Genomic DNA, 25,265 nt, shown 5'->3' on the forward strand with positions numbered 1-25,265 from the left:
CCTACTACTGTGCTTCGCTGGTTTAAAAAAAAGGACTCTCCCACCGCAACGCCGCTCACGACCGACTTGCATTCGCACTTGCTGCCGGCATTGGACGACGGGGTGCAAACCTTTGAGCAAGCCGAGGAGATCATCCGCGAGTTTCAACGCCTGGGGTATACCCGGTTGATCACCTCGCCACACGTCATGAGCGACAGCTACCGCAACACCACCGAGGGCATCCTGGCCCGGCTGGGCGAGCTGCGCCACTACCTGCAGGAGCGCGGCATTGCCATGGAGCTGCACAGCGCGGCGGAGTACTACCTCGACGAGAACCTGATGCACATGCTGGAGAACAACATGCCGCTGCTGACGCTGGGGAAAAATTACCTGCTTTTCGAAACCAATTTCCTGACCGAGCCCTTCAACATGAAGGAGTTTATCTTCCTGGCTGCGGTAAAGGGCTACCGACCGGTGCTGGCGCACCCCGAAAGGTACATGTACCTGCTGCGCGACGAGGCCAAATTACAGGATTACCTGGACCGGGGCATTTTGTTCCAGGTCAACATCGGATCGATCGTGGGCCATTACTCCCGCGACGTGCAACAGGCGGCCCACCGCCTGATCGACAAGGGGTGGGTACACTTTCTGGGCAGCGATTGTCACCATCTGCAGCACGCCCAATTGATTGCGCGCGCGCAGGGCATGAAGTACTTTCAAAAAGCTTTATCTTTGCCACTGCTCAATCATACACTTTAGCCAATTCGAAAAATCATGATCGCTGTTACCGGGGCAAACGGACTGCTGGGTAGTTTCCTTGTGCGGAAGCTCCTGGCCCAACAGGAACCATTTGTAGCCATCGCCCGCCAGGATAGCGACAGGTCGCTGCTCGCCGACGTGGCCGACAGGATCACCTGGCGCGAAGCCGATGTGCGCGACGAGGTGGCCCTGGCCGAAGCCCTGCAGGGTGTAACACACGTGATCCACGCCGCCGCGATCGTGTCGTTCAGCCCACGCTTTGCCAGGGACATGATGGACATCAACATCGAAGGCACGCGCAACGTAGTGAATACATGCCTCGACCAGGGCATCCGCCGCCTGGTACACATCAGCTCGGTGGCGGCACTGGGCCGGCAGAAGGGCCAGGCCCTCATCGACGAAACAAACAAGTGGGTAAGCGATACGACCTCTTCCCGTTATGCAGCATCAAAGTACTATGCCGAGCTGGAAATTTTTCGCGGCCAGGAAGAAGGCCTCAGCACGGTGATCGTCAACCCTTCGGTCATACTCGCGCCGGCCGACTGGCGCAAAAGCAGCGCGAAGGTGTTTAAGTATATTTGGGATCAAAAGCCATTCTATACCGACGGGTATATAAATTATGTCGACGTACGCGATGTCGCAGACATCGCCGTACAACTGTTGCATCAGCCCGTCGAGGGCGAGCGGTTTATCGCCAGCGCGGGGAACATTTCTTTTGAAGACCTGTTTCAAAAAATTGCGGCTAATTTTAACAAAAAGGCACCCTCTGTCAAACTGAACAAAACCTTGTTAAACGTTGTTGCGTTAGTGGAAGGTTTCCGGTCGTCGCTGACGGGCTCCGAGCCCCTCATCACCCGTGAAACGGCCCGTAAAGCAGGCACAAAATTTTTATTTGAGAACCACAAGATCCGCAAGACTTTGTCGTTCGAATTTCAACCGATTGATGCCAGTCTGCAATGGTGCTGCCAATATTACATGGCCAAAACGGCGGGCAAAAAATAGGTCGAAAGGTCGTAGCTTTACCGCATAAATTATCTACTTTAGGACAAACCTTTAGTCCATGCCGAGAGAATACCGCAAACGAGAAGAAGAAGGAAATGAGCTCATCAGGCGATTTGAAGAACACCTCCGGAAGAAAAAGGCAGCATTTTTCGATTTGGACGCCTATGAACAGATCATTGATTTCTACATGTTCAGAGGCAAGCATAACAAGGCACTGCAGGCTGTAAACCAGGCCATTAGTCAATATCCGTTTTCCACCGAGCTGATCACGATCAAAGCACAGATCCTCTCGAATTTAGAAGAGTACGACGCGGCGCTTGAGCTGCTGGAAGAAGCACGCTCACTGCAGCCCAACGACGCCGAAATATTTCTGACGATCGGCTCTGTACTTTCGCTGCAAGGAAAACACAACGAGGCGATCGAGCACTACGAGCAGGCGCTGTTGTTTGCCGACGACAAAGACGAAGTATACTATAACATCGGTCTTGCCTACCAGAGTATGGAAAATTATACCCTGGCGATCGAAGTCTATAAAAAAGCCATCGAGATCAACATCAACCACGATGGCGCGTTATATGAGCTGGCCTTCTGCCTGGATGTAACCGGACAGCTGGAGAGCAGCATTGAATACTACCAGAAGTTTATCGACGAAGACCCGTACTCGGCACCTGCCTGGTATAACCTGGGGATCGTATATAACAAGCTGGAAAAATACCAGGAGGCGATGCATGCGTACGACTACGCCATCACCATAGACGACTCCTTTGCCTCGGCCTATTTCAACATGGGTAACACCCATATGAATCTGGGCGAGTACACCAAGGCCCTCGATGCCTTTCGCAAGACTATCGAGCTGGAAGGCCCGAGCCCGGAAGTATATTGCTGCCTGGCGGCCGCGTATGAAAGCCTGGAGCAATACGACCTGGGCCTGAAGTACTTCCAGAAAGCTGCCAAGCTGGACCCGTTGTACGACGAGGCCTGGTTCGGTGCCGGTGCCTGCCTGGAAAAACAGGAGAAGTGGTACCAGGCCCTGCATTTCTACAACAAAGCACTCAAGATCCACCCGGAAAATCCCGAATACTGGAAATCTGTTGCCCATGCCGAATTTAAGATCGGCAATACCGTTTCGAGCATCGACGCTTACGAAGAAGCGGCCAAGCTCGATCCGCAGGACAAGGAGATCTGGCTGAACTGGTCATTTATTTACTTTGAGCAGGGCGACCTGAACAAGGCAATAGACACGTTATTGGTCGGTTTTAGCGACATTCCGGACGATGCCGAACTTTTCTACCGCATGACGGTGTACCTCATCGAAGCAGGCCGTTTTAAGGAAGCCTTTAATTATTTGGAAAATGCCTTAATTTTGGACTTCGATGGTCACACTGCGCTGTTTGACTTCTTCCCTAAGCTGGAGACTCAAAAGGCGCTGTACAAGATCGTCGAGCAGTTTAGAAAAGATAATAATTAATGAATTACGACCTTAAAAACCTGCCTGAGCGTACTACAAAGCCCAGGCAATACGGCTTTACTATGGCCATGGACAAGGGCCTGAGTATCCGTGAAGCCGAAGATTTTGTCAGTATGTGTGCCGACCACGTAGATATCGTGAAACTCGGTTGGGCTACTTCCTTCGTCACACCTCGCCTGAAAGACAAACTTAAAGTTTTTAAGGAAGCCGGTCTCCCCACCTATTTCGGTGGCACTCTGTTTGAAGCCTTTGTGATCCGCGACCAGTTTGACGACTATCGCCGCCTGCTGGATAAATTTGACATGTCATTTGCCGAGGTTTCCGACGGTTCTATCGACCTGGACCACGACAAAAAATGCGACTACATTGCCAAGCTGTCCGAGCAAGTGACGGTCTTGTCTGAAGTAGGTTCGAAAGACGCCGACAAGATCATTCCGCCGTATATGTGGATCGACCTCATGCAGAAAGAGCTCGATGCCGGCGCCTGGAAGGTGATCGGCGAAGCCCGCGAGGGTGGTAACGTAGGCCTTTTCCGTTCTACAGGCGAAGTTCGCTCGGGCCTTGTACAAGAGATCCTCACCAAGATCCCCTTTGAAAAGATCATCTGGGAAGCCCCCCAGAAAGCGCAGCAGGTCTGGTTCATCAAGTTGCTGGGTGCCAATGTAAACCTGGGCAACATCGCGCCAGAAGAGGTAATACCGCTGGAAACCATTCGCCTCGGTCTGCGCGGAGACACCTTCCTCCATTTCCTCGGCATCGAGAAAAAGAATACCAACACGGCGCCGCCGTTCGAAATCGACTAAGCGGAGAGTATTGAAGAAACCCCTGGATTATATTATCCTGTTTGGTAAGGGATTAATCATGGCGGCTGTCGACATTCTTCCGGGAGTATCCGGGGGGACGGTGGCGTTCATGAGCGGCATACACGAGCGTCTTGTGCGCGCGCTGCGGGCCATTGACCGCGAAGCGTTCGAGCTGCTCGGCCATAAACGCTTTGCCGACTGTTGGGCCAAGATCGACGGTAATTTCCTGGCTACGTGGGCTGCCGCGGTGTTCCTGGGCCTGTTGATCCTGTCGCGCGGCATGATCCACTTGCTGGGCCACTACCCTATCCCTCTATTTTCGTTCTTTTTTGGCGTTATGCTGGTGGCCGCCCCGCTGGCCCTGCGCCGCATCCGGAAGTGGAGCCTCGCCACGGTGCTTTTCTTTCTGCTGGGTGTGGCCACGACGTACGGCCTCACGCTGTTGCCGCCTCTTCACACCTCCAATACGTTCTTGTGGGCCTTTGCGGCCGGCCTGGCCGGTGCGCTGGGCATGCTTCTGCCCGGACTCTCGGGTGGCTTCTTTCTGGTGCTGATCGGCAAATACCAGCTTATGGTGTGGGCTTTCGGCCAGATGAGCCTGCCTGTATTGGGTCTTTTTGCCGCGGGCAGCGCCATCAGCCTGGTGGCCGTGGCAAGATTTTTAAGCTGGATAATAGACAATTATCACAGCACTACCGTAGCTTTACTTGCCGGCTTCATGCTGGGATCGCTCATGAAAGTGTGGCCCTGGCGCGATGTGCAGGAATACGTTATCACTGGTAAAGGTGAACAAATACCCGTTGCAGACGAAAGTATCTTACCATGGAATTATCTGGTAACAACCGGTAAAGACCCTCAGGTGTTCCAGGCTATGCTCATGATGGCCCTGGGAGTGTTTATCATGGTTTTAATTGAAAGAATTGCAGCAGGACTAAAAACAACAATCTGAACATGGAAAAAGTATTCGGACTAATCGGAGCCACCGTTAGCCACTCATTCTCAAAGTCTTATTTTGACGAGAAATTCTTTCGCGAAGGTCTCCGCGATTACCACTATGAACTGTTTCCGCTCGAAAACATCAACGCCCTCGAAGCGCTTTTAAAAGATACCCGCGGCCTGACCGGCCTGAACGTAACCATTCCGTACAAAGAGCAAGTCATGAAATTCCTCGACGAGGTAGACGGCTTTGCTAAACAGATCGGCGCCGTAAACGTGATCAAGATCCAGGACGGCAAGCTGAAAGGCTTCAACACCGACTCAGACGCGTTCTTTGAAACCATTGAAAAATGGCTGCCCGCCGACAAACAATTTAAAGCGGTGATCCTCGGCACCGGTGGCTCTTCCAAAGCTGTGCAAGAGGCCCTGAAGAAACTGAAGATCGCCTTCCAGGTCGTCTCGCGCGAGCCGCGGAAGGGTGTCATCACGTATGAAGACCTGCAAAAAGATCCGTCGATCCTGCACGACTCCAAGCTGCTCATCAACACCACGCCGCTGGGCATGAGCCCGAAGACGGAGGCTGTACCCGGCGTTGATTTTGAACAGATCGGTGCCGACCACTATGTGTACGACCTGATCTACAACCCGGCGCGCACACTCTTTTTACAGAAGGCCGAGATGCGCGGCGCGACCATTAAGAACGGTTTGGAAATGCTGCACGTGCAGGCCGAGAAGTCCTGGACGATCTGGAATAACTAATTCAGTGTTTTGCTGAATGGGAAAGCCCTTGCCTTACCGGCAGGGGCTTTTCTTTTATGCCCCCGTGCCGTGAAACTATTTTGATGCCGTTGCGATTAACAACAAAGGGATTTTCAGAAAACATTAACTTCCGGCATGGATTTCAAACTCACCAGTCAATACGTGCCTACCGGCGACCAGCCGGGGGCTATCAAGCAGTTGGTTAAAGGCGTGAACGAAGGCGAGGCTCACCAGACCCTGTTGGGTGTGACGGGGTCTGGTAAGACGTTTACGATGGCGAACGTTATCGCGCAGACGAACCGGCCCACGCTGGTGCTCAGCCACAACAAAACACTGGCGGCACAGTTGTACGGCGAGTTCAAGCAGTTCTTCCCCGAAAACGCCGTGGAGTACTTCATCTCCTACTATGATTATTACCAGCCGGAGGCGTTCATTCCTTCGTCCAACCTCTATATCGAAAAAGATCTTTCCATCAACGAAGAGATCGAGAAGCTGCGCCTGAGCGCAACCTCCGCGCTCCTCACCGGGCGGCGCGACGTGATCGTGGTCGCCTCGGTGTCGTGCATCTACGGTATCGGCAACCCCGAGGAGTTTGGCAAGAACGTGATCAAGCTGAAAGCGGGCGAAGTGATTGCGCGCAATAAGCTGCTGTTCGGCCTGGTGGACATTTTATACCACCGCACCGAGGCCGAGTTTAAACGCGGCACCTTCCGCGTGAAAGGCGACACCGTGGATGTGTTCCTGGCATACGCCGATTACGCGATCCGCATTTATTTCTGGGGCGACGAGATCGAATCGATCCAACGCATCGACCCGCATACCGGCAAAAAGATCTCGGACGAGTCTGTCATCACCATCTTTCCCGCCAACCTGTTCGTTACCGGCAAGTCGGTTCTGCACCAGGCCATGCGCGAGATACAGGACGATATGGTGGCACAGGTAAAGATGTTTGAAACCGACCTGCGCTTCCTGGAGTCCAAGCGATTAAAAGAGCGCACCGAATTCGACCTGGAAATGATGCGTGAGTTGGGCTACTGCTCGGGCATCGAGAACTATTCGCGTTATTTCGACCGCCGTGCGGCCGGGGCACGCCCCTTCTGTCTCATCGACTACTTCCCCGATGATTTCCTGCTCGTGATCGACGAAAGCCACGTAACGGTGCCGCAGGTCCGCGCCATGTGGGGCGGCGACCGCTCGCGCAAGGTGAACCTCGTGGACTACGGCTTCCGGTTGCCTTCGGCGCTCGACAACCGGCCGCTGACCTTTAACGAGTTCGAGGCGTTGCCCAACCAGGTGGTATATGTCAGCGCGACGCCGGCCGAATACGAGCTGCGCAAGTCCGAAGGCGTGGTGGTGGAACAGATCATTCGCCCAACGGGCCTGCTCGACCCGGAGATCGACGTGCGCCCGAGCAAGAACCAGATCGACGACCTCCTCGAAGAGATCGACGAGCGCGTTAAGAAACACGAGCGCGTGCTGGTCACGACGCTGACCAAACGCATGGCGGAAGAGCTGACGAAGTATATGGACCGCGTCGGCATCAAATGCCGGTATATACACTCCGAGGTACATACGCTCGAGCGCGTGGAGCTGCTGCGCGAATTGCGCTTAGGGGTATACGATGTGCTGGTCGGTGTCAACCTGCTGCGGGAGGGTCTCGACCTGCCGGAGGTATCGCTGGTCGCGATCCTGGATGCCGACAAGGAAGGCTTCCTGCGCAACCAGCGCTCGCTGGTACAGACCATCGGCCGCGCCGCGCGGAATGCGGGCGGCCGCGTGATCATGTATGCGGATAGCGTTACCGAGTCGATGCAACTGGCGATCGACGAGACTAATCGCCGGCGCTTGAAGCAGATGGAGTATAATAAGGCCAACGGCATCGTGCCGAAGACGGTACTGAAGTCGAAAGAGGCTATCCTTGGGCAAACCAAGGTGGCGGATTCGAAGAAGTCTACCCGGAATTATTATGTGGAGGAAGAAGAGGCTACGCTGGCAGCGGATCCTGTCGTGGCCTATCTCAGCAAGGAGGAGCTGACAAAGATGGCCGACCGTACCAGAAAGGCCATGGAGAAGGCGGCGAAGGAGCTGGAGTTTATCGAGGCTGCGAAGCTGCGTGACGAGTATATGGCCATTCAGAAGATGTTGGAAGAGAAGCATGCCTGACGGCACACGTACACCGGGCCAAAGCCAGGGTTAAAGCATAAATAAAGCATACTTAGAGCACAGTTAAAGCATCGATAAAGCACTATATAGGGAGTTGCTTTATCTATGCTTTAACTATGTTACGGGAGTGGCCGAAGGGTTCCATCACTGTGCCTGGTCCTGCTTTTACGTTACGCCGCGGGCGGTGGGAAATGGTTACGCCTCCAAATCCATATTATAAAATCCGCCCCGGTTCTCCTTACGCTCCTGCGACTGCTTCGTAATCAAAAAGCCAATCGTGATCAGGTTCCGCAACTCGCACAACTGCGGTGACAGCACGGCCTTCTCATACAGCAGCTCCGTTTCGTGATAGAGTATATCGAGGCGCTTGCGCGCACGCTCCAGGCGCTCGTTAGAGCGTACTATGGCCACGTAATCACTCATCAAATCACGAAGCTCTTTGCGCGTGTGCGTAATCAATATTTGCTCGCGGGGGACGATCGTGCCTTCCGCATTCCACTCGGGAATGCTTTCGTTCACGGGTATGTCGTTCAGCTTCTCCGACACATCCAGAAAACAACGATGTGCATACACCAGTGCCTCCAGCAGCGAGTTGGAAGCCAGGCGGTTGGCGCCGTGCAGGCCGGTGCACGAGCACTCGCCGCAGGCGTACAGGTTGGTGATCGACGTACGGCCGAAGAGATCTACTTCTATGCCTCCACACAGGTAGTGCGCCGCGGGTACGACCGGTATCATTTGTCGCGTGATGTCGATGCCCTTTGCCAGGCACTTTTCGTAAATGTTCGGAAAGTGTGTGATAAAGTCTTCCTTGGGAAAATGGGTGCAGTCGAGGTATACACATTCGTCGCCGCGGGTGATGAGCTCATGGTCGATGGCTTTGGCGACAATATCGCGTGAGGCCATTTCGCCCCGGTCGTCGTATTTGAACATAAACCGCTCGCCGTCTTTGGTGCGCAGGTATGCGCCGTGCCCGCGCGTTGCTTCCGTGATGAGGAAGGAAGGGTTTTCGTCCTGTGCGTAAAACGCCGTGGGGTGGAACTGTACAAACTCCATGTCTTTTACGCGGGCCATGGACCGATAGGCCATCGCGATGCCATCGCCGGTGGCGATGATCGGGTTGGTGGTCGTGCGGTATATCTGGCCGGCGCCGCCCGTGGCCAGCAGCGTGACCTTTGATACATATTTCTCAATGCGGCCGGTGCGCTGGTCCATGACGTACGCTCCGTAACAAGAGATGCCCGGCTCGGGCTCTGAGATCTTGTGGCTGAAATGGTGTTCGGTGATCAGGTCGATCGAAAAATGGTGCGGCAGTAGTGTGATGTTGGGTTGCTTCGCCACCGCGCGTAAAAGTCCTTGTTCGATCTGCCAGCCGGTGATGTCCTTGAAATGGATGATGCGGTTGACGGTGTGCCCGCCTTCGCGGCCCAGGGCCAGGTTGCCCGAGGCATCCTGGTCGAACTCGATGCCCCACTGCATGATCTCTTCCAGGCGGTCGGGGCCTTCTTTGACCACCATCTCTACCACTTCGCGGTTGCTGAGGCCGTCGCCGGCACGCATGGTATCTTCAATGTGTTTTTCGAACGAGTCTGTGAGCTCGTCGAGCACCACGGCGATGCCGCCCTGGGCGTACTTGGTGTTCGACTCGCTGTCGTCGGCTTTGGTAATGACGGTGATGGTTTGCCGGGGGAAACGCTTGGCGGTTTTGATAGCAAACGACAGTCCGGCAATGCCGGAGCCGATAATGAGTACGTCCGTTTTAGGCATGGTTAGCTTTTAGAGATTTCGAGCATGCGCTGGATGGGCACCAGCGCCTTGCGCCGGATATCTTCCGGCACCTGTATTTCGGGCAGCTCGTATTTCAGGCAGAGGTAAAGTTTCTCCAGGGTATTCATGCGCATAAACGCGCACTCGCTGCAGGCGCAGGTGTTATCCTCATGGCTAGGCGCAGGGATCAGGTCCTTGCCCGGCACTTCCTTCGCCATCTGGTGCAGGATGCCCGCTTCAGTGGCGATAATAAATTCCTGCGCGGGGTCGTTCTTCACGAAGTTGATCATGCCCGTGGTGGAACCGATGTAGTGGGCCACTTTCAGGATATGATCTTCCGACTCGGGGTGCGCCACGATGCGCGCGTGGGGATGTTGCTTGGCAAGGTCCAGCAGCTTGTCGATGGCGAACGCTTCGTGCACGATGCAGGCTCCTTCCCACAACAGCATATCGCGGCCCGTCTTCTTGATCAGGTAGCGGCCCAGGTTCTTATCGGGGGCGAAGATGATGGGTTTATCTTTCGGTATGGAGTTGACGATCTTCTCGGCGTTGGCCGAGGTACAGATAATATCGCTCATGGCCTTGATCTCGGCCGAGCAGTTGATATACGTTACCACGATGTGGTCGGGGTGTTGCTCTTTGAAGGCGCGAAAGGCATTGGGTTCCGCGGATTCGGCAAGCGAGCAGCCGGCCTTCAGGTCGGGTAACACCACTTTCTTGTCGGGGTTCAGGATCTTGGCGGTCTCGCCCATAAAATGCACACCGGCAAAGACGATCAGGTCGGCCTGTGTGGCCGCCGCCTGTTGCGAGAGGCCGAGGCTGTCGCCTACATAGTCGGCGATATCCTGGATAGCGCCCTCCTGGTAGTAGTGGGCCAGGATCACGGCGTTCTTTTCCTTGCGCAGGCGGTTGATCTCCGCTACGACGTCCACATCCTTTCCTACGGGAATATTCAGGAATCCCTTCTTCGGAAGCGCCTCAACCACGGCCGCGGGTAGTGTCTCTGTTACCATTTCGATTGTGTGAATTGTACGCGAAATTAATGTTTAAAGAATAATTGCGGGAATAATCCGTCACGAGCGGTTTGAATTTAATCGTTCCAACACCTCTTGGGTGTGCTCGCCCAGCGCCGGAGGAGCCGTTATGCGGATGGCGCTGCGGTCTACAAACGATAGCGTGGCGGCTACATTCCGCACACCGGCCAGCGTTCCCTCCCGCAGGAGCAATTCCTGTGCCGCCGGCACTTCAAAGACCTGCCGCAGGGTATGAATAAAGCCGGCAGGGATCTTCCATTGGTTTATCTGCATCATCAGTGTCTGCGCTGTACGCAGGCCTATCTGTGCCTGCAAAACAGAATTTAGCGTTAAACGGTTCTGCACGCGCGCGGTATTGTCGCGGTAGCGCGGGTCGTCTGCCAGCGCGGCAATGTCCAGCACCTGGCAGAGGTCGCGAAACTGCCGGTCGCTGCCCACGGCTACCAGGATCTCTTCGCCGTCGGCCGTCTTATACACATCGCCGTAGGGCGCAATGTTGGGATGTGCCGAGCCTTGCTTCTGCGGCAGCTTGCCGGCCACCAGCCAGTTGGTGGCCTGATTGACGAGCGACGATACGGCCGCGTGCCACAACGATACTTCCACGCGCGCGCCCTGCCCGGTGCGGTACCGGTTCAACAATGCCAGCAGCAATCCTTCCTTCAGGTGGTGCGCGGCCAGCACGTCGACGAGCGCCACGGGCATTTTGAGCGACGGCCCGCCGGGCTCGCCATTCATATACATAAAGCCTGCTTCGGCCTGCAGCACGGCATCGTAGCCCACGCGCGGGTCGGTGGGACCATAGCCGGTGATCTGGCCATAGATCAGGCGCGGATAACGTTGCGACAAGGTCCCGTAGTCCATGCCGAACTTTTCGGCGTCGCCGGGTTTGTAGCTGGCGATGACCATGTCGGCTTCGCGCAGCAGCGTGTCTGCCGCCTGGCGGTCGTGGGCTTGTGTCAGGTCGAGCGCAATGGATTGTTTGCCCCAGTTGGCCGAGCAGAAGTATGCCGAGCGGTCGTCGGTCTGTTCGCCCGCGGCCTTCCAGGTGCGGGTCACGTCGCCGCCCTGGCGGGGATTTTCGACTTTCACGACGGCGGCGCCCAGCTCGGCAAAGAACTGACCCACGCTGGGGCCTGCCAGCACAGAGGCCAGCTCAACGATCTTCAGATCTGAAAACATACGTTTGAGTGCTGCATTTTGAATCCAAAAGTCCCACTTCTTGGCGAATTCTAAATCATTTGTAGCATTTTTGTGTTTTCCCCAGCATGACCACACGTCCATGAAAAAGCTCTTTGCCGTCGCTCCCTTGCTCGTTGCCCTGGCCGCCTGCTCGCCGTCACACCCGCCCGCTACGCTCAAGACCGGCGCCTGGCGCGCTGCCCTTGCCCTGCAGGGCCAACAGCTCCCCTTCAACTTCGAGGTGGTCAACGATCCGAACGGTGGTTTCGATGCCTACCTGCGCAACGCCGGCGAACGCCTGCTCCTGGACGAGGTCACCGTCGCAAACGACTCCGTCAACATCGCCCTCCACATCTTCGACGCGAACATCCAGGCGCACATCGAGGGCGATACCCTGCGCGGCGAATTCGTCAAGAACTATGACAAGGATTTTCACGTGCCATTCGTCGCCGTGTACGGCCAGACGCACCGTTTCGAAAAAGGCAAAGATCCCAACAACGTACCGGACTTCAACGGCAAGTATCGTGTCACCTTCATACACGATGCAGACACGACATCCGCGGTCGGTATATTTCACCAGCAGGGTGACAGCGCCACGGGCACGTTCCTGACGCCCACCGGCGACTACCGATACCTGGAAGGCAACGTAGCCGACGGCCAGCTCCAGCTCAGCACCTTTGACGGGAACCATGCCTATATCTTCCGTGCCACGAAGAACGAAGACGGTACGCTGGCCGGCGAGCACATTTCCGGCAAGACCTGGAAGGAGTCCTGGATCGCCCGGAAGGACGATCAGGCCGCACTGCCCGACCCCGAGTCGCTCACATTCCTGAAGCCCGGCTACGAAAAAATCGAGTTCAGCTTCCCCGACGTGAATGGCAAAAAGATCAGTCTTACCGACGAGAAGTATAAGAACAAGGTGGTGATCCTCCAGATGTTCGGCACGTGGTGTCCCAACTGTATGGACGAGACGAAATTCCTGGTGCCGTGGTATAACGAAAACCACGCGCGCGGCGTGGAGATCATCGGCCTGGCCTACGAGCGCAAGCCTGAATTTGAGTATGCCAGTGAACGCGTGAAAAAGATGATCAAAAAGTACGACGTGCAGTACGACTTTGTCATTGCGGGTACGAACGACAAGGCCAAGGCGGCGGAAACACTGCCGATGCTGAACAAAGTCGTGGCGTTTCCGACGACGATCTTCATCGGCCGCGACGGCAAGGTAAAGAAGATCCACACCGGCTACGCGGGCCCCGGCACGGGCGTTTATTACGAGCAGGGCATTCAGAAGTTTAATGAAACGGTGAATGAACTTTTGCGTGAAAATTTGACTTCTTCCAGGTAACAGTCCGTCGGAGAGGGACGTATCTCTTTATTTCCATGAAAAAGCGTGTTGTTGTCGGTTTGTCAGGTGGTGTCGATTCCAGTGTTGCGGCGTATTTGCTCAAGCAGCAGGGATACGAGGTGATCGGCATGTTTATGAAGAACTGGCACGACGACTCCGTCACCATCAGTGACGAGTGCCCCTGGATCGACGACAGCAACGACGCCATGATCGTGGCACAGCACCTCGGCATTCCGTTCCAGGCCATCGACCTGAGCGAACAATACAAGGCCCGCATCGTGGACTACATGTTCAACGAATACCAGCGTGGCCGCACACCCAACCCGGATGTTCTCTGCAACCGCGAGATCAAGTTCGACGTGTTCCTGCACGCGGCCCTCAAGCTGGGTGCGGACTTTGTTGCGACCGGCCACTATTGCCGCCGGGCGGTGACCGAAGTGAATGGCCGCACAACGTACCAATTACTGGCCGGCAAAGATCCGAACAAAGACCAGAGCTATTTCCTGTGTCAGCTGACCCAGGAGCAGCTGTCGCGTTCGCTCTTCCCGATCGGTGAGCTGCTGAAGCCTGAAGTACGGGCTCTGGCAAAAGAAGCCGGCCTGGTAACGGCCGATAAGAAAGACTCGCAAGGTCTGTGTTTTGTCGGCAAGGTACATCTGCCCGAGTTTTTGCAACAACGCCTGGGCCCCAAGAAGGGCAAGGTAGTGAATATACCGGCAGAGGCTGTGTCTTTCGGGAACGGCTATGCGCACGACGATCTCGCGGCGCTGACGATGCCGTACACCCTGGCACCCGAGGCCGGCAAGGTCGTGGGCGATCACAACGGTGCGCATTATTATACCATCGGTCAGCGCAAGGGCCTTAACATCGGCGGTTTTCCCGAGCCGTTGTTTGTGATCGGCACCGATACCGACCGGAATATTATTTATACCGGCATGGGTGAAGAGCACCCCGGCCTATACCGCAGAGGCCTCTTTGTGCCCAACGCAGACGAGCACTGGATCCGTCCCGACCTGCAACTGGCCGTGGGCGAATCGCGTGACTATATGGCGCGGATCCGCTACCGCCAGCCCCTGGCGAAGTGTACCCTGCACAAGCGTCCGGAAGGATTGTATGTTATTTTCGAAAAACCTACAAAAAGCATTACACCCGGTCAGTTTGTAGCCTGGTATGAAGACGAAGAGCTTATCGGCTCGGGTGTTATCAATGCATGATCACTCGTGCGTTTAGTAGAAAGAGTATCGATTAGGCAACAAAAAACGCCTAAACGCAAAGGTGCTATAGAGGGTTTCAACATTGACCGATCTACTGGAAAACCGTGAGAGCGGCCTCCCCCATTCAGGTAATATTTCAACAGAATTGCTACATTTTCGTGTAGCGGGCAGCTCTTTATTGGCACCTTTTTCTAATTTCGCGAAGAAACAAAACTCACTTTATGAAAAAAGAAACTCGTTTACTGGCACTACTGGCCATATTGGTGGCTTCCTTCTCATACCAGGGAGCCAGCGCGCAAGCAGAACTTGACAAAGGCAATCTCCTCCTCAACGCGGGCGTTGGGTTCGGCTACTACTATGCCGGTGGTGTATCAATAAATCTGAATGCTGAGTACTCTATTACACCTGAGGTCGGCGTGGGCGGTTACTTCGCTTATACGCACTGGGAGAACGACTGGCGCTATGGTGTGAACCGCTACGAAATTTCTTATAATTTTATTGATATCGGCGTACGGGGCTCGTATCACTTCGCGAAGCTCTTTGGCGTGAACAATCCCAATTTCGACCCTTATGCCGGCGCATTTCTGGGTATTGTAACGTCCAGCAACGACTACGATGGCGATGGCTATGACGATGACGACTACGATGGCGGTCTCCGCACCGGTATCCACGCGGGTGCCCGTTACTACTTTGCCCCCAACTTCGCCGGTTACGGCGAGCTCGGCATCGGTCTGTCGCCCCTCGTACTGGGCGTAACGCTGAAGCTGTAATACAACGGCTGAAGTACACGACACAAAAAAGGCCATCCCGGAAAGGGCGGCCTTTTTTGTTTTATGCTTGCCGACGCGGAATCTAATTTTCCTTAAACCCGCTCACCCCGCCCGACACAATGAACTTCATCGCTACCGGCCCGGGTATATTCAAAGGTTTGATGTTACTCTTCGGCACAAAATAATGAAATCCCGAGAACGCATAGGAATGTGGAAAATAGACCACTACCATATCATCCAACCCCAGCTCGCTCAAATCATTCTGTGTGATAAATCCGATCTGGTATAAACTGTTATCCTGGTTGATCCGTACGAGCACGGGTTTATTAAATTTCTTCTTATCTCCCACGAACGCGCCCAGCAGGTCTTTCACCGCCGAATAGATCAGCTTCACCAGCGGGATCTTGTTCATGCCGTGGTCCAGCCAGTCCGTCAGGGTCTTAAAGGCAAAGTTGGTCGTGAGATAACCAAAGCCGGTAATGGCAACGAGAATGATGGCAAAGCCCAGACCGGGGTACGGCAGCATGAGCAGGCTGTCGAGCCAACTAAAGGAAATAAAAATAAAATAAGCCGTGGCTACTAGCGGGACAATAAAGACCGTCCCACTGAAAAAGTAGCGGATGATGCGTCGAAAAGTATTATCCATGGATACAGTATTACGAGGCCATTGAGCCCCGGGGGGTCTATTTATGAAGGCGCGCGCGGCAGGCTACACTAGTTGCTTCGCATGCACGGCGGTGGGTACCGGCGTCAGGATCTTGGTAACCGCCAGTCGCACCGCTTCGTCTACCTGCTCGTCGATGCTGACGAACGTGGTGTCGATCACGGTAGCGTCGTCTGCTTTTCGCAACGGGCTTTCGGCGCGGGTGGTATCCAACAGGTCGCGTTGCTCGATGTTCTCGATCACTTTGTCCAGCTCCACCAATTGTCCTTTCTCCATCAGCTCCTGCTGGCGGCGTGTGGCGCGCACCATCATGTCGGCCGTCATGAACAATTTGAGCTCGGCGTTCGGAAACACCACGGTGCCGATATCGCGTCCGTCCATCACGACGCCCCGTTCCTTGCCCATGCGGCGTTGCTGCTCCACCATGGCCGTGCGTACTTCCTTGAGGGCGCTGACCTGGCTCACATGGTTGGAAATCTTCATCTTACGGATCTCTTTCTCAACGTTCAGTCCGTTGAGGTAGGTCTCCGACACGTTGTGCGTGTTGACCTTGAACGATACGTGTATCTGCTCCAGCGCCCGGGCGATCTCCTTCGGGTTGGTGAGCGAAATATGGTGCTCGAGAAAATAGAGCGTTACGGCCCGGTACATGGCGCCGGTATCGATGTACTTATAGCCCAGGATCGAAGCCACCAGCTTGGCCGTAGTGCTTTTACCACAGGCAGAATATCCGTCTATAGCAATGACTATTTTTCGTAAGTTCATCAGCAGTCTTTGTGAGGACAAGGAATGGGTTTACCAGGCTTCAATTTCTTGTTCTTATGCGACGAGGCGCAGCCGTCGGCCAGCAAAACCACGGCCGATACGAGGAACGCTACTTTCAATAGTCTGATGCTCAAAATGAATCCTTTTGATTGACATGTAAAAATAGAAAATTCGTCGGGTTATTCCGAAAATCAACCGCAATCTCCGTCCAAACGCCCCTCGTTTTCGTTAATGTTTAGTAAGTTGGACAAAATTGCTACCTGTATGACGGAAAATAAGGACGAAGGCCAAAACGAAAAGGCGTTCAAGAATTTTGGCAAGCGTGTGGATGAATTCCTGGTCGAATTTGAAGAGGCCGGCGAACGACTCAAAAAAGAATTCGAAGGCAAGTTTGAAGAGCTGCGGGTGTCGGCCGAAAAGCTCAAGAAAGAAGCCGAGAACAAAGACCGCTGGAAGGACGTGGAGCAAAGCCTGAAGCGCGCCGGCGACGAGCTGGGCAACGCCTTTAAGGCCGCTTTCAACAACAAGAAGAATTAAAAAGGCCGCCCCGGCGTATCGGGGCGGCCTCGTTATGTAACAGCATTATATCTGTACCGTCTTCCATTTGCCGCGCCGGAAAATGATGATCGCCGCAATGGCCATCAGCGACTCTGCCACGGAAATCGCGGAATATACCCCTACGGGCCCCACCTTCAGCACGTTGGCCATCAGGTAGGCAAACGGTATCTGAAACAACCAGAATCCTACCAGGTTGATGAACGTCGGCGTACGGGTGTCGCCCGCCCCGTTGAAGGACTGTGCGATGACCATCCCGTATGCATAGAAGATATACCCGAGCGATACGACCTTCAGACATACTATACCGTTCTCCAGCGCGACCGGATCGGTCGTGAAGATGCTGACAATTTTGTCGGCCAGGCCGAAGAAGACGATGGTTACAAACGCCAGAAAGACCATGTTTAGAAACGCCGCCCGCCAGGCGGATTGTTCCGCACGGTCCGGATGGCCCGCCCCCAGGTTCTGACCGACCAGCGTCGCTGCCGCATTGGCCATGCCCCACGCAGGCAGAATGGCGAAGATGATGACACGCATGGCAACGGTATAACCTGCCACGGTTGCACTGCCGAACGATGCAACGATGCGCGACAGGAACATCCAGCTGGCGGAAGCGATCAGGAATTGCCCGACACTGCCAGCCGATACTTTCAGCAGCCGTCCGATGATGTCCGTACGCACGGCCATGTTGGCCCGGTGTAACGTCAGCGTACGTTTACCGCTCGTCAGATGGTACACCTGAAACAGTACACCGCAGCCGCGGCCGAGGGTCGTCGCGATGGCCGCGCCCGTGACACCCATGGCCGGAATCGGCCCGAGTCCGAAGATAAACAGGGGGGCCAGGATGATGTTCAACCCGATGGCCAGCCACAACGACCGCATCGCCAGCGAGGCGCTGCCCGCACCGCGAAAGACACCGTTGATGAGGAACAGCATGACGATCGTGAGGTTACCGCACAGCATCCACCGTGTGTAGCCTACGTTGCGCCGGATCAGTTCTTCCGATCCGCCCATCATGCGGAGAACATCGTCGGCAAAGAAGGCGCCGATGATCGTGACCAGTACGGAAAAACCGAGACCGATATAGATCGCCTGCGCACCGGCGACTTCCGCGGCCGGAATGTCTTTCTCTCCCACCCGGCGGGCAACCATCGCGGTCGCGCCCATGCTCAGTCCCATGGCCATCGAATAGATGACGGCCAATACGGATTCTGTCAGGCCGATGGTGGCCAGCGCGTCGTTGTCGCCCAGACGGCTGACGAAATAAATATCGACTACCGCAAAGAGTGATTCCATCCCCATCTCGACGATCATCGGGATCGACAGCAGGAAAATGGCGCGGTTGATATTGAGCGATGTATAGTCCTGGTCTTCGCCATGCAAAGCCTGGCCCAAAAGTTTGAAAAAGGATTTTATCCTTGTTGTTAATGACATTGTGAAGGTGTTAAACGATTAAACGTATGGTATAGCAGATCAAGCGCCTCAGACAGGAAGCGTTGCTACGAGGAAGGCTGTCTCTTGGACAGTGTTACGCGAGGATGTACATCGGCGGTTACGTTTAAAGTTTTAGCCCTGATGAGAGCCAAAGTACACGAAAAAGAATGAGAATAGGTTGCCCTGGACTTGAATTTTCCATCGTGTATAAAAAAATAAAACTACCCCGGGGTTGAGGTAGTCTTTTTTATAAGCCTGATGTTGCAACAACTATCAATCCTTTTCAACCGAGCTGTTGCCCGAGGTATCGGCATTCACTTCCGGTTCACCCCGGTATAATATCGAGCTGGAACCACTGGCGACGGCATTTAATTCTTCTGATACACGCACCTGGCCCGAGCTTGCACCCGTTACGTTCACGTTCGCCGTACGGACGGGAAAATTAAAGGCCTTGAGGATAGAGGCACCGGAAAGCTCCGTGTCCAGGGCGTCGCCGTCGCCGGTCATGATCAGCTCCGACGCGCCCGAAAGTACAGCCTTTACGCTGTTATAGGTGGCGTCGAGCTGGGCCCTGGTAGCGCCCGACAGAAAGAGGTCTAAAGCATCTTCGGGTTCGTTAAATCCTTTGATGATCGGCACGGAAGCGCCCGAGAAATTAGCAGCCCGCAGCTTCGGCATGGTGATATCTATATAGGTGTCGTGCTTCCGGTTGCCGTCTTTGTCAAAGCGAATGACCAGTGTCGAGCCGCTCTTGTGTACATCGAGGTCGTCCAGGTTGCGGCGGTCGCCGCGCACGTGGATGCTATAGATGCTGGATTCTTCTACCGTCACCCGAAATGCGTTACCCATTTCCAAACGGTCAAAGTCAGTTTCGTTATAATCGCGGTCGGTCTCTTGCAGCGGTCCCGGGTCTTCGCGTTCACAGGAACTGATGATACCGGCCAGCGCCAGGATAAGAGCCGGCACGCATAGGTGTGCATATTTCGACATGGTCCTCTTTGTTTGATGCCAGGACAACTATCTCACGGGCATCCCCTATGCGTGCCTTTAAAAATAATCGTGCCCCCTATCAGGCGATCGATATACTCTTGGCGTTGACAAATTCGTGTATGCCGAGCTCCGACAGCTCACGGCCGTAGCCGGATTTCTTCACGCCGCCGAACGGCAGGCGCGGGTCGGACTTCATCAGGGCGTTGATGAACACCGATCCGGACTCCACTTCGCGTGCCAGGCGTTCGCCTTTTTCGAGGTCGCGCGTCCAAATGGAGGCGCCCAGTCCATAGCGGCTGCTGTTCGCCAGGGTGATGGCCTCCTCTTCGGTCCTGGCGGTAATGACCGCGGCCAGCGGCCCGAAGGTCTCCTCGTCAAAGGCCGGCATCCCGGGTTTTACATTATCGAGCAAGGCCGGCTGGAAGCTGGCGCCGGAATGGGTGCCGCCGGTCAGCAGGCGTGCCCCTTTCTTCACAGAGCCCTCCAGCTGCCGGGCCAGCTCTTCGGCCAGGTCTACGCGCGCGAGCGGCCCGGTCGTCATGTGCGCATGGAACGGGTTGCCTTGTTTCAAGGCGGCGATGCTCTTTTGAAAGCGGTCTAAAAATTCATCCTTGATCGATTCCAGCACGATAAAGCGTTTGGCCGAAATGCACGACTGGCCGGCATTTTGCATCCGCGATTGGGTCGCGATCCTGACCGTCAGGTCGAGATCGGCATCGGGCAATACAATAAAGGGGTCGCTGCCGCCCAGCTCCAACACCGACTTTTTGATGTTCGCTCCGGCAATGGCGGCCACTTTCGCGCCGGCCTTTTCACTGCCCGTCAGGGCCACGCCCTGCACGATGTCTGATTCCAGCACGGTGCGCACCATGTCGCTATCGATCAACAGCGACTGGAATACTCCTTCGGGAAAGCCCGCTTCCCGGAAGATGCCTTCGATAATGATGGCGCACTTGGTGACGTTGGAAGCGTGTTTCAGCACCCCCACATTGCCGGCCAGCAGGGCTGGAATGGCGAACCGGAACACCTGCCAGAACGGGAAGTTCCACGGCATCACGGCCAGCACGGTGCCGATGGGCTGGTAGGCTACCAGCGCACGGCGCGACTCGGTTTGTATGATCTCGTCGGCCAGGAATTTGCCTGCGTTGGCGGCGTAATATTCACATCCCTTGGCGGACTTTTCAACTTCGATCAGCGACTCGGACAGGATCTTACCCATCTCCCAGGTAATGGCACTGGCATATTCTTCCTTGTTCTGGCGCAACAGGGCCGCCACCTTCAACATTAATTCGCACCGGTACTCGACAGACGTTTTTTTCCAATGCCTAAAAGCCTGGGAAGAACGGTCGAGCTTCTCTTGCAATGCGGCAGCCGATAGTAGCGGAAATTCCCCAATAACGGCTTGATCGTAAGGATGAATGGATTTTAACATAGCGTTAGGTCAATAAAACAAATGCGAACATACTCCATTTGAAGCATACGAATAGCACGGTGCCGGGTTTTCAAAATGTGACGGCGCGGTTTTTGAACTTTCCCTCGCAAACACAGGCGGTTATGAAAGCGACTTTGAAAATATCGATCCTGTTGCTGACGTCTATACAAGCGGCCTATAGCCAGCAGCAACCCGGCCGGTCTGCATCGGCCGCTTCGGAGAAACTAAAAATTGCCAGCATATCCAACCGGGAGAACTTCCTGGAAAATCGCATTGCCTCACTGGAGTATGACACCAGCCGCACGACCGACCTGTGGGTGAGCCTCTATACCCTGACGCAGGAAGGCACGCTCCATGATACCGTCCGCATGACGCTCGCCGGCCGAACGGTAGCGGTACCCGCCCGCGTGGTGACCGAGCAGCGCTCGCTTCGGGTAGAGAACGACCCCGATCCGTCGTCACTGGATTATGCCACGGCACAACGCGCCCACAGCGCTACCAGCACATCGTCGCCCGCCCTGCAGGTAAATCCCGACGGCACATACTCGACTATACATTATCAGGGCGATAAGAAGCTGGTGGTAAATCCCAACGGCTCGCAGACGGTTTTGCCGAACAACGAGGCTTCTTCCGTGGTCAGCCCCGATGGCAAGAAGCAGATGCGAAACATGAATACCACCACGACCTGGGTCATGAACCCCGATGGATCGCACTCCACGATCTATCACAGCGCACCCCTTACGACCACAGCCGGCACAGCGGATGGGAAGAAAGAGAACGCCGTGCGCCTGGTGCCGGTGAACTATAGCCGCCTGCATCTGCAGGTAACGCCCGCGTTATTGAAACAACTGAAGGAGACGACGACGCTGGCGCTGGAAGTACAGCTCTCCAGCCAGACGATCGGGCTCGAAATGTATACCCGCCCGCTGCAGCGCTACCAGCAGAAGCTGGCTGCGGTGCATGCCGGCACGAAAAAGTAAGTCTACTGGCTGATGACGCGACGGCCTCCGCGAAAACGTTTCTGGTAATACTCCGCAAAGAGGTTGGTCTCTACCACGCCCAGGGTGCTGGAGGCGTGAATGAACTTGATGTTGTCCTTGCCCTTGCGCTCTGTCACCAGGCCCACGTGTGTCACTTTGCGTTTCCGATTGCCGGTAGCGAAGAACACGAGGTCGCCGGGTTGCAGGTCTTTCATGTCCACTTCCTCGCCGATCTTGCTTTGCCCCTCGGAGCTGCGCGGCAGGCTGATGTCGATCACACGAAAAGAGTTGATCAGCAAGCCTGAGCAGTCCATACCGGCGCGCGTCGTGCCGCCATACTTGTACGGTGTGCCGATAAAGCTGCGTGCTGCACCGATCACCTGGTCGGCCCGCTCATCCCTAACGCGCGATTGTTTGTGCGCGCTGCAGGAGAATAGTAGAAAAAGTGTTGCCGTCAGGACGACCGGAAGCAGATGCTTTTGATTAATTTTGAGTTCAAAAAATTGCTTCATACCGAGTTTAAAAAGTACAACAAATATACCTAATTCATGCCATTTGCAGAAGTATCTACCGACATCATCGGCCTGTTTGAAGAGATTGTAGGCGCAGAACATGTGATCGTGGACCCTGAGAAGCGCTATAACTACTCCCACGACGAGACAGAGGACTATTCGTTCCTGCCCGACGTGGTGCTGCGGCCCGCCACGACCGATGAGGTAAGCCGCATCATGCGTCTCTGCAACGAGCATTCGCTGCCCGTCACCCCGCGCGGCGGTGGTACCGGCCTGGCGGGTGCGGCCCTGCCCATCGAAAAGGGCGTCGTGCTGTCTATGGAGCGCTTTAACAAGATCCTCGAGATCGACGAGCTCAACCTGCAAGCCACCGTAGAGCCCGGCGTGATCACCGAAGTATTTCAAAATGCCGTCAAGGCCAAGGGCCTCTTCTACCCGCCCGATCCCGCCAGCCGCGGCACCTGCTTCATTGGCGGCAACGTGTCGCAGAACAGCGGCGGCCCCAAGGCCGTGAAATACGGCGTGACACGCGACTACGTCCTCAACCTGGAGGTGGTCCTGCCAAACGGCGAGGTCATCTGGACCGGCGCCAACGTGCTGAAGAACTCCACCGGCTATAACCTCACGCAGCTCATGTGCGGCAGCGAGGGTACGCTCGGCATCATCACCAAGATCGTATTCAAGCTCCGCGGCTTTCCGCAAAAGTCCGTATTGTTGCTTCTGCCCTTCATTACCAACGCCGAAGCCTGCCGCGCCATCGCCGAAATATTCCGCGCCGGCGTACAACCGTCGGGCATGGAGTTCTTCGAACGCGAAGCGGCCATGAAGACCATCGACTACTGTGAAAAAATCTATGCCGCCAAGGTCACGACGTCGTTCCCCGAGAACATGGACGCTTACCTGCTGTGCGAGCTGGACGGCAACGACGACGAAGTGTTGATGCGCGATGCCGAACGTGTCATGAACGTAGCCGAGCAATTCCAGGTAGGCGAAATCCTCTTTGCCGACACTGCCGCGCAGAAGGAAGAGCTGTGGAAGATCCGGAAGAACATCTCGCCCGCGGTGAACGCATACTCGCTCACCAAGTCGGAAGACGTGGTGGTGCCCCGCGCCAACCTGCCCAAGCTGATCGTCGGCATCAAAGAGATCGGCAAGCAGTATGGCTTCAACTCGGTGTGCTTCGGCCACCTCGGCGACGGCAACCTGCACGTGAACGTATTGAAAGAAAACATCTCCGACGAAGACTGGAACACCAAGATCGTCGACGGCATCGGCGAGATCTTCAAGCTCACGGTAAGCCTGGGCGGCACCCTGTCAGGCGAGCACGGCATCGGCATCGCCAAAAAACCCTATATGTCCATCGCCATGCGCGAAGCCAACCTGGCGGTCATGCGCGGCATCAAGCAGGCGTTCGATCCGAAGGGCATACTCAATCCGGGCAAGATTTTCTAGAAACAGTGGAGTGTGAGCGCGAAGAAAAAAAGAGGACACCTCTATTCGCGCTCACACTCACTCTCACACTGTTTTCGTACCTTTCCTCATGGAATTCATCGTCACCATCCTCGCCATCGCGGCGCTCGCCATTGTCTTTTACCTCCTCTTCAAGGTATTTAAGTTCATTACCCGCCTCATCCTCGTCATCATCTTCCTGGCCATTGCCTACTTCACCAACCCCTCCCTCGTGCGCCACGAAGCCGCCGTGCGAACAAAGTCAGAAGAGAACGGTACCTCGCTGGAAGGTTGGACCGTAACGGTCATGGACCTGAAGGTAGCCTCTATCACACGTCTTACCCAGGAGGGCAGCACCAAAGCCGTTGGCGTGGGTGCTTTCACCAACGTATGGATCTTCCGCGCCGTGCCGTAGCCGCGGCCTGCCACTGGCGGAAAAAAGAACGTGCGTCTGGTCATTCCTTGCTATATTTCATAAAATCAATTCCACAACCATGATCCAGAGAATGACCTATGCCTGTCTGTTCGCCTCGTTGCTGGCTTGCAGTACCAAAAAAACCGAAACCCCCGCGGCCGACACAGACACTACCGCTGCCCAACCGGAAGCAGTGGCGCCGGCACCTTCGCCTGCAGCACAACTGTCGGAAGCTGACGCCGCGGCCGGCTATAAGCTTTTGTTCGATGGCCAGACGCTGAACGGCTGGAAATATTTCAAGGGCCAACCCAGCGACAGCTGGGACGTAGTGGACGGTACACTGCACTGCAAACCGTTTGCCGACGGGCGCGAGAATCAGCGCGCCGACATCATGACAGTAGATAAGTATGCCAACTTCGAGCTGGCCTTTGAGTGGAAAATCTCCGCGCAAGGCAACAGCGGTGTGATGTTCCGAGTGACCGAGGAAAACGACCAACCGTACCTGTCCGGCCCCGAATACCAGCTCATCGACAACGAAGGCTACCCGGGCGATCTGAAGCCCGAGCAGTTTGCCGGTGCCAACTACGACATGCATACCGCGCCCGACGCCAAGACCAAACCGGTGGGTGAGTGGAACGAGTCGCGCCTGGTGGTGAACGGCAACCACGTAGAGCATTGGCTGAACGGCACCAAGGTAGTGGAATACGAGCTAGGTTCGGCCGACTGGAAAAAGCGCAAAGCCAAAAGCAAGTGGAACGACGCCAAGAACTACGGCATGGCCAAGACCGGCCACATCGACTTCCAGGATCACAACCACGAAGCCTGGTTCCGCAACATCCGCATCAAAACATTGTAATGTATAAAAACCGGCGGCGTAATGCCGCCGGTTTTGTT

Annotated in this window: 25 protein-coding genes; 15 read left to right on the plus strand and 10 right to left on the minus strand. The window is 55.3% G+C overall.

Features of this window, described 5'->3' with window-relative positions:
* The first annotated feature begins 9 nt into the window (after positions 1-9).
* From KK078_RS09905 to uvrB, 7 genes are all read left to right on the plus strand, one after another.
* Entirely contained in the window at positions 10-738 is a 729-nt protein-coding gene (locus tag KK078_RS09905) for a tyrosine-protein phosphatase (protein ID WP_254090105.1), read from the plus strand.
* Between the two features lie 15 nt (positions 739-753).
* Complete coding sequence (locus KK078_RS09910; RefSeq protein WP_254090106.1) at positions 754-1,740, plus strand: NAD-dependent epimerase/dehydratase family protein; 987 nt, start codon at positions 754-756, stop codon at positions 1,738-1,740.
* Between the two features lie 58 nt (positions 1,741-1,798).
* Positions 1,799-3,208, plus strand: coding sequence for a tetratricopeptide repeat protein (locus tag KK078_RS09915; RefSeq protein ID WP_254090107.1), 1,410 nt, complete (start codon positions 1,799-1,801; stop codon positions 3,206-3,208).
* Positions 3,208-4,011: a phosphosulfolactate synthase gene (locus KK078_RS09920; protein WP_254090108.1), complete on the plus strand. Its 804-nt coding sequence runs from the start codon at positions 3,208-3,210 to the stop codon at positions 4,009-4,011. The genes KK078_RS09915 and KK078_RS09920 overlap by 1 nt, the downstream gene beginning before the upstream one ends.
* A 10-nt stretch (positions 4,012-4,021) precedes the next feature.
* Entirely contained in the window at positions 4,022-4,960 is a 939-nt protein-coding gene (locus tag KK078_RS09925; RefSeq protein WP_254090109.1) for a DUF368 domain-containing protein, read from the plus strand.
* A 2-nt stretch (positions 4,961-4,962) separates the two neighbouring features.
* The gene (locus KK078_RS09930) at positions 4,963-5,706 is read left to right on the plus strand and encodes a shikimate dehydrogenase family protein (protein WP_254090110.1); all 744 of its coding nucleotides are present in this window, start codon (positions 4,963-4,965) and stop codon (positions 5,704-5,706) included.
* Between the two features lie 135 nt (positions 5,707-5,841).
* Entirely contained in the window at positions 5,842-7,869 is a 2,028-nt protein-coding gene (uvrB, locus tag KK078_RS09935) for an excinuclease ABC subunit UvrB (protein ID WP_254090111.1), read from the plus strand.
* Positions 7,870-8,064: 195 nt separating this feature from the next.
* On the opposite strand, the gene nadB is transcribed toward uvrB, so the two are convergent.
* From nadB to KK078_RS09950, 3 genes are read right to left on the minus strand one after another with little or no spacing between them, the layout of a single operon-like run.
* Complete coding sequence (nadB, locus tag KK078_RS09940) at positions 8,065-9,633, minus strand: L-aspartate oxidase (protein WP_254090112.1); 1,569 nt, start codon at positions 9,631-9,633, stop codon at positions 8,065-8,067.
* A gap of 2 nt (positions 9,634-9,635) precedes the next feature.
* The gene (nadA, locus tag KK078_RS09945; RefSeq protein WP_254090113.1) at positions 9,636-10,646 is read right to left on the minus strand and encodes a quinolinate synthase NadA; all 1,011 of its coding nucleotides are present in this window, start codon (positions 10,644-10,646) and stop codon (positions 9,636-9,638) included.
* Between the two features lie 60 nt (positions 10,647-10,706).
* Positions 10,707-11,846: a CaiB/BaiF CoA transferase family protein gene (locus tag KK078_RS09950; protein ID WP_254090114.1), complete on the minus strand. Its 1,140-nt coding sequence runs from the start codon at positions 11,844-11,846 to the stop codon at positions 10,707-10,709.
* 100 nt (positions 11,847-11,946) lie between these two features.
* Here KK078_RS09950 and KK078_RS09955 point away from each other — a divergent pair, with 100 nt between their 5' ends.
* The 3 genes from KK078_RS09955 (at position 11,947) to KK078_RS09965 (ending at position 15,175) form a co-directional block, all read left to right on the plus strand.
* Positions 11,947-13,191, plus strand: a complete 1,245-nt coding sequence (locus tag KK078_RS09955; protein WP_254090115.1) for a peroxiredoxin family protein — start codon at positions 11,947-11,949, stop codon at positions 13,189-13,191.
* A 29-nt stretch (positions 13,192-13,220) separates the two neighbouring features.
* On the plus strand, positions 13,221-14,405 hold the full coding sequence (gene mnmA / locus KK078_RS09960; RefSeq protein WP_254090141.1) for a tRNA 2-thiouridine(34) synthase MnmA: 1,185 nt from the start codon (positions 13,221-13,223) through the stop codon (positions 14,403-14,405).
* Between the two features lie 221 nt (positions 14,406-14,626).
* Positions 14,627-15,175 (plus strand): outer membrane beta-barrel protein, encoded by a 549-nt coding sequence (locus KK078_RS09965; RefSeq protein ID WP_254090116.1) that lies wholly within the window; start codon positions 14,627-14,629, stop codon positions 15,173-15,175.
* A gap of 82 nt (positions 15,176-15,257) precedes the next feature.
* On the opposite strand, the gene KK078_RS09970 is transcribed toward KK078_RS09965, so the two are convergent.
* The 3 genes from KK078_RS09970 to KK078_RS30430 all read right to left on the minus strand — a co-directional run bounded on the left by KK078_RS09970 (position 15,258) and on the right by KK078_RS30430 (position 16,738).
* On the minus strand, positions 15,258-15,821 hold the full coding sequence (locus KK078_RS09970; protein ID WP_254090117.1) for a DUF502 domain-containing protein: 564 nt from the start codon (positions 15,819-15,821) through the stop codon (positions 15,258-15,260).
* 63 nt (positions 15,822-15,884) lie between these two features.
* A complete protein-coding gene (gene cmk / locus KK078_RS09975; protein WP_254090118.1) occupies positions 15,885-16,604 on the minus strand; it encodes a (d)CMP kinase in 720 nt (239 codons plus the stop codon).
* Positions 16,604-16,738 carry a hypothetical protein gene (locus tag KK078_RS30430; RefSeq protein WP_262898638.1) on the minus strand — a complete coding sequence of 45 codons (135 nt, stop codon included), beginning with the start codon at positions 16,736-16,738 and terminating at the stop codon, positions 16,604-16,606. Before KK078_RS30430 ends, cmk begins: the two co-directional genes overlap by 1 nt.
* Before the next feature lie 130 nt (positions 16,739-16,868).
* Here KK078_RS30430 and KK078_RS09980 point away from each other — a divergent pair, with 130 nt between their 5' ends.
* Positions 16,869-17,141, plus strand: a complete 273-nt coding sequence (locus tag KK078_RS09980) for a hypothetical protein (protein WP_254090119.1) — start codon at positions 16,869-16,871, stop codon at positions 17,139-17,141.
* Between the two features lie 45 nt (positions 17,142-17,186).
* Here KK078_RS09980 and KK078_RS09985 read toward each other — a convergent pair whose 3' ends face one another.
* From KK078_RS09985 to KK078_RS09995, 3 genes are all read right to left on the minus strand, one after another.
* Complete coding sequence (locus tag KK078_RS09985) at positions 17,187-18,593, minus strand: MATE family efflux transporter (RefSeq protein WP_254090120.1); 1,407 nt, start codon at positions 18,591-18,593, stop codon at positions 17,187-17,189.
* Between the two features lie 273 nt (positions 18,594-18,866).
* The gene (locus KK078_RS09990; protein ID WP_254090121.1) at positions 18,867-19,583 is read right to left on the minus strand and encodes a head GIN domain-containing protein; all 717 of its coding nucleotides are present in this window, start codon (positions 19,581-19,583) and stop codon (positions 18,867-18,869) included.
* Positions 19,584-19,662: 79 nt separating this feature from the next.
* A complete protein-coding gene (locus KK078_RS09995; protein ID WP_254090122.1) occupies positions 19,663-21,015 on the minus strand; it encodes an NAD-dependent succinate-semialdehyde dehydrogenase in 1,353 nt (450 codons plus the stop codon).
* 122 nt (positions 21,016-21,137) lie between these two features.
* Between KK078_RS09995 and KK078_RS10000 the strand changes: the two genes are divergently transcribed.
* On the plus strand, positions 21,138-21,995 hold the full coding sequence (locus tag KK078_RS10000) for a hypothetical protein (protein ID WP_254090123.1): 858 nt from the start codon (positions 21,138-21,140) through the stop codon (positions 21,993-21,995).
* 2 nt (positions 21,996-21,997) lie between these two features.
* Here KK078_RS10000 and KK078_RS10005 read toward each other — a convergent pair whose 3' ends face one another.
* Positions 21,998-22,507, minus strand: coding sequence for a C40 family peptidase (locus KK078_RS10005; protein ID WP_254090124.1), 510 nt, complete (start codon positions 22,505-22,507; stop codon positions 21,998-22,000).
* Positions 22,508-22,543: 36 nt separating this feature from the next.
* Between KK078_RS10005 and KK078_RS10010 the strand changes: the two genes are divergently transcribed.
* The 3 genes from KK078_RS10010 (at position 22,544) to KK078_RS10020 (ending at position 25,227) form a co-directional block, all read left to right on the plus strand.
* Positions 22,544-23,959 (plus strand): FAD-binding oxidoreductase, encoded by a 1,416-nt coding sequence (locus KK078_RS10010; protein WP_254090125.1) that lies wholly within the window; start codon positions 22,544-22,546, stop codon positions 23,957-23,959.
* A gap of 88 nt (positions 23,960-24,047) precedes the next feature.
* The gene (locus tag KK078_RS10015) at positions 24,048-24,371 is read left to right on the plus strand and encodes a hypothetical protein (RefSeq protein WP_254090126.1); all 324 of its coding nucleotides are present in this window, start codon (positions 24,048-24,050) and stop codon (positions 24,369-24,371) included.
* 79 nt (positions 24,372-24,450) lie between these two features.
* The gene (locus tag KK078_RS10020) at positions 24,451-25,227 is read left to right on the plus strand and encodes a 3-keto-disaccharide hydrolase (protein WP_254090127.1); all 777 of its coding nucleotides are present in this window, start codon (positions 24,451-24,453) and stop codon (positions 25,225-25,227) included.
* The last annotated feature ends 38 nt before the right edge of the window (positions 25,228-25,265 follow it).

Source organism: Dawidia soli, assembly GCF_018598185.1.
GTDB classification, from domain to species: Bacteria; Bacteroidota; Bacteroidia; order Cytophagales; family Cyclobacteriaceae; genus Ohtaekwangia; species Ohtaekwangia soli.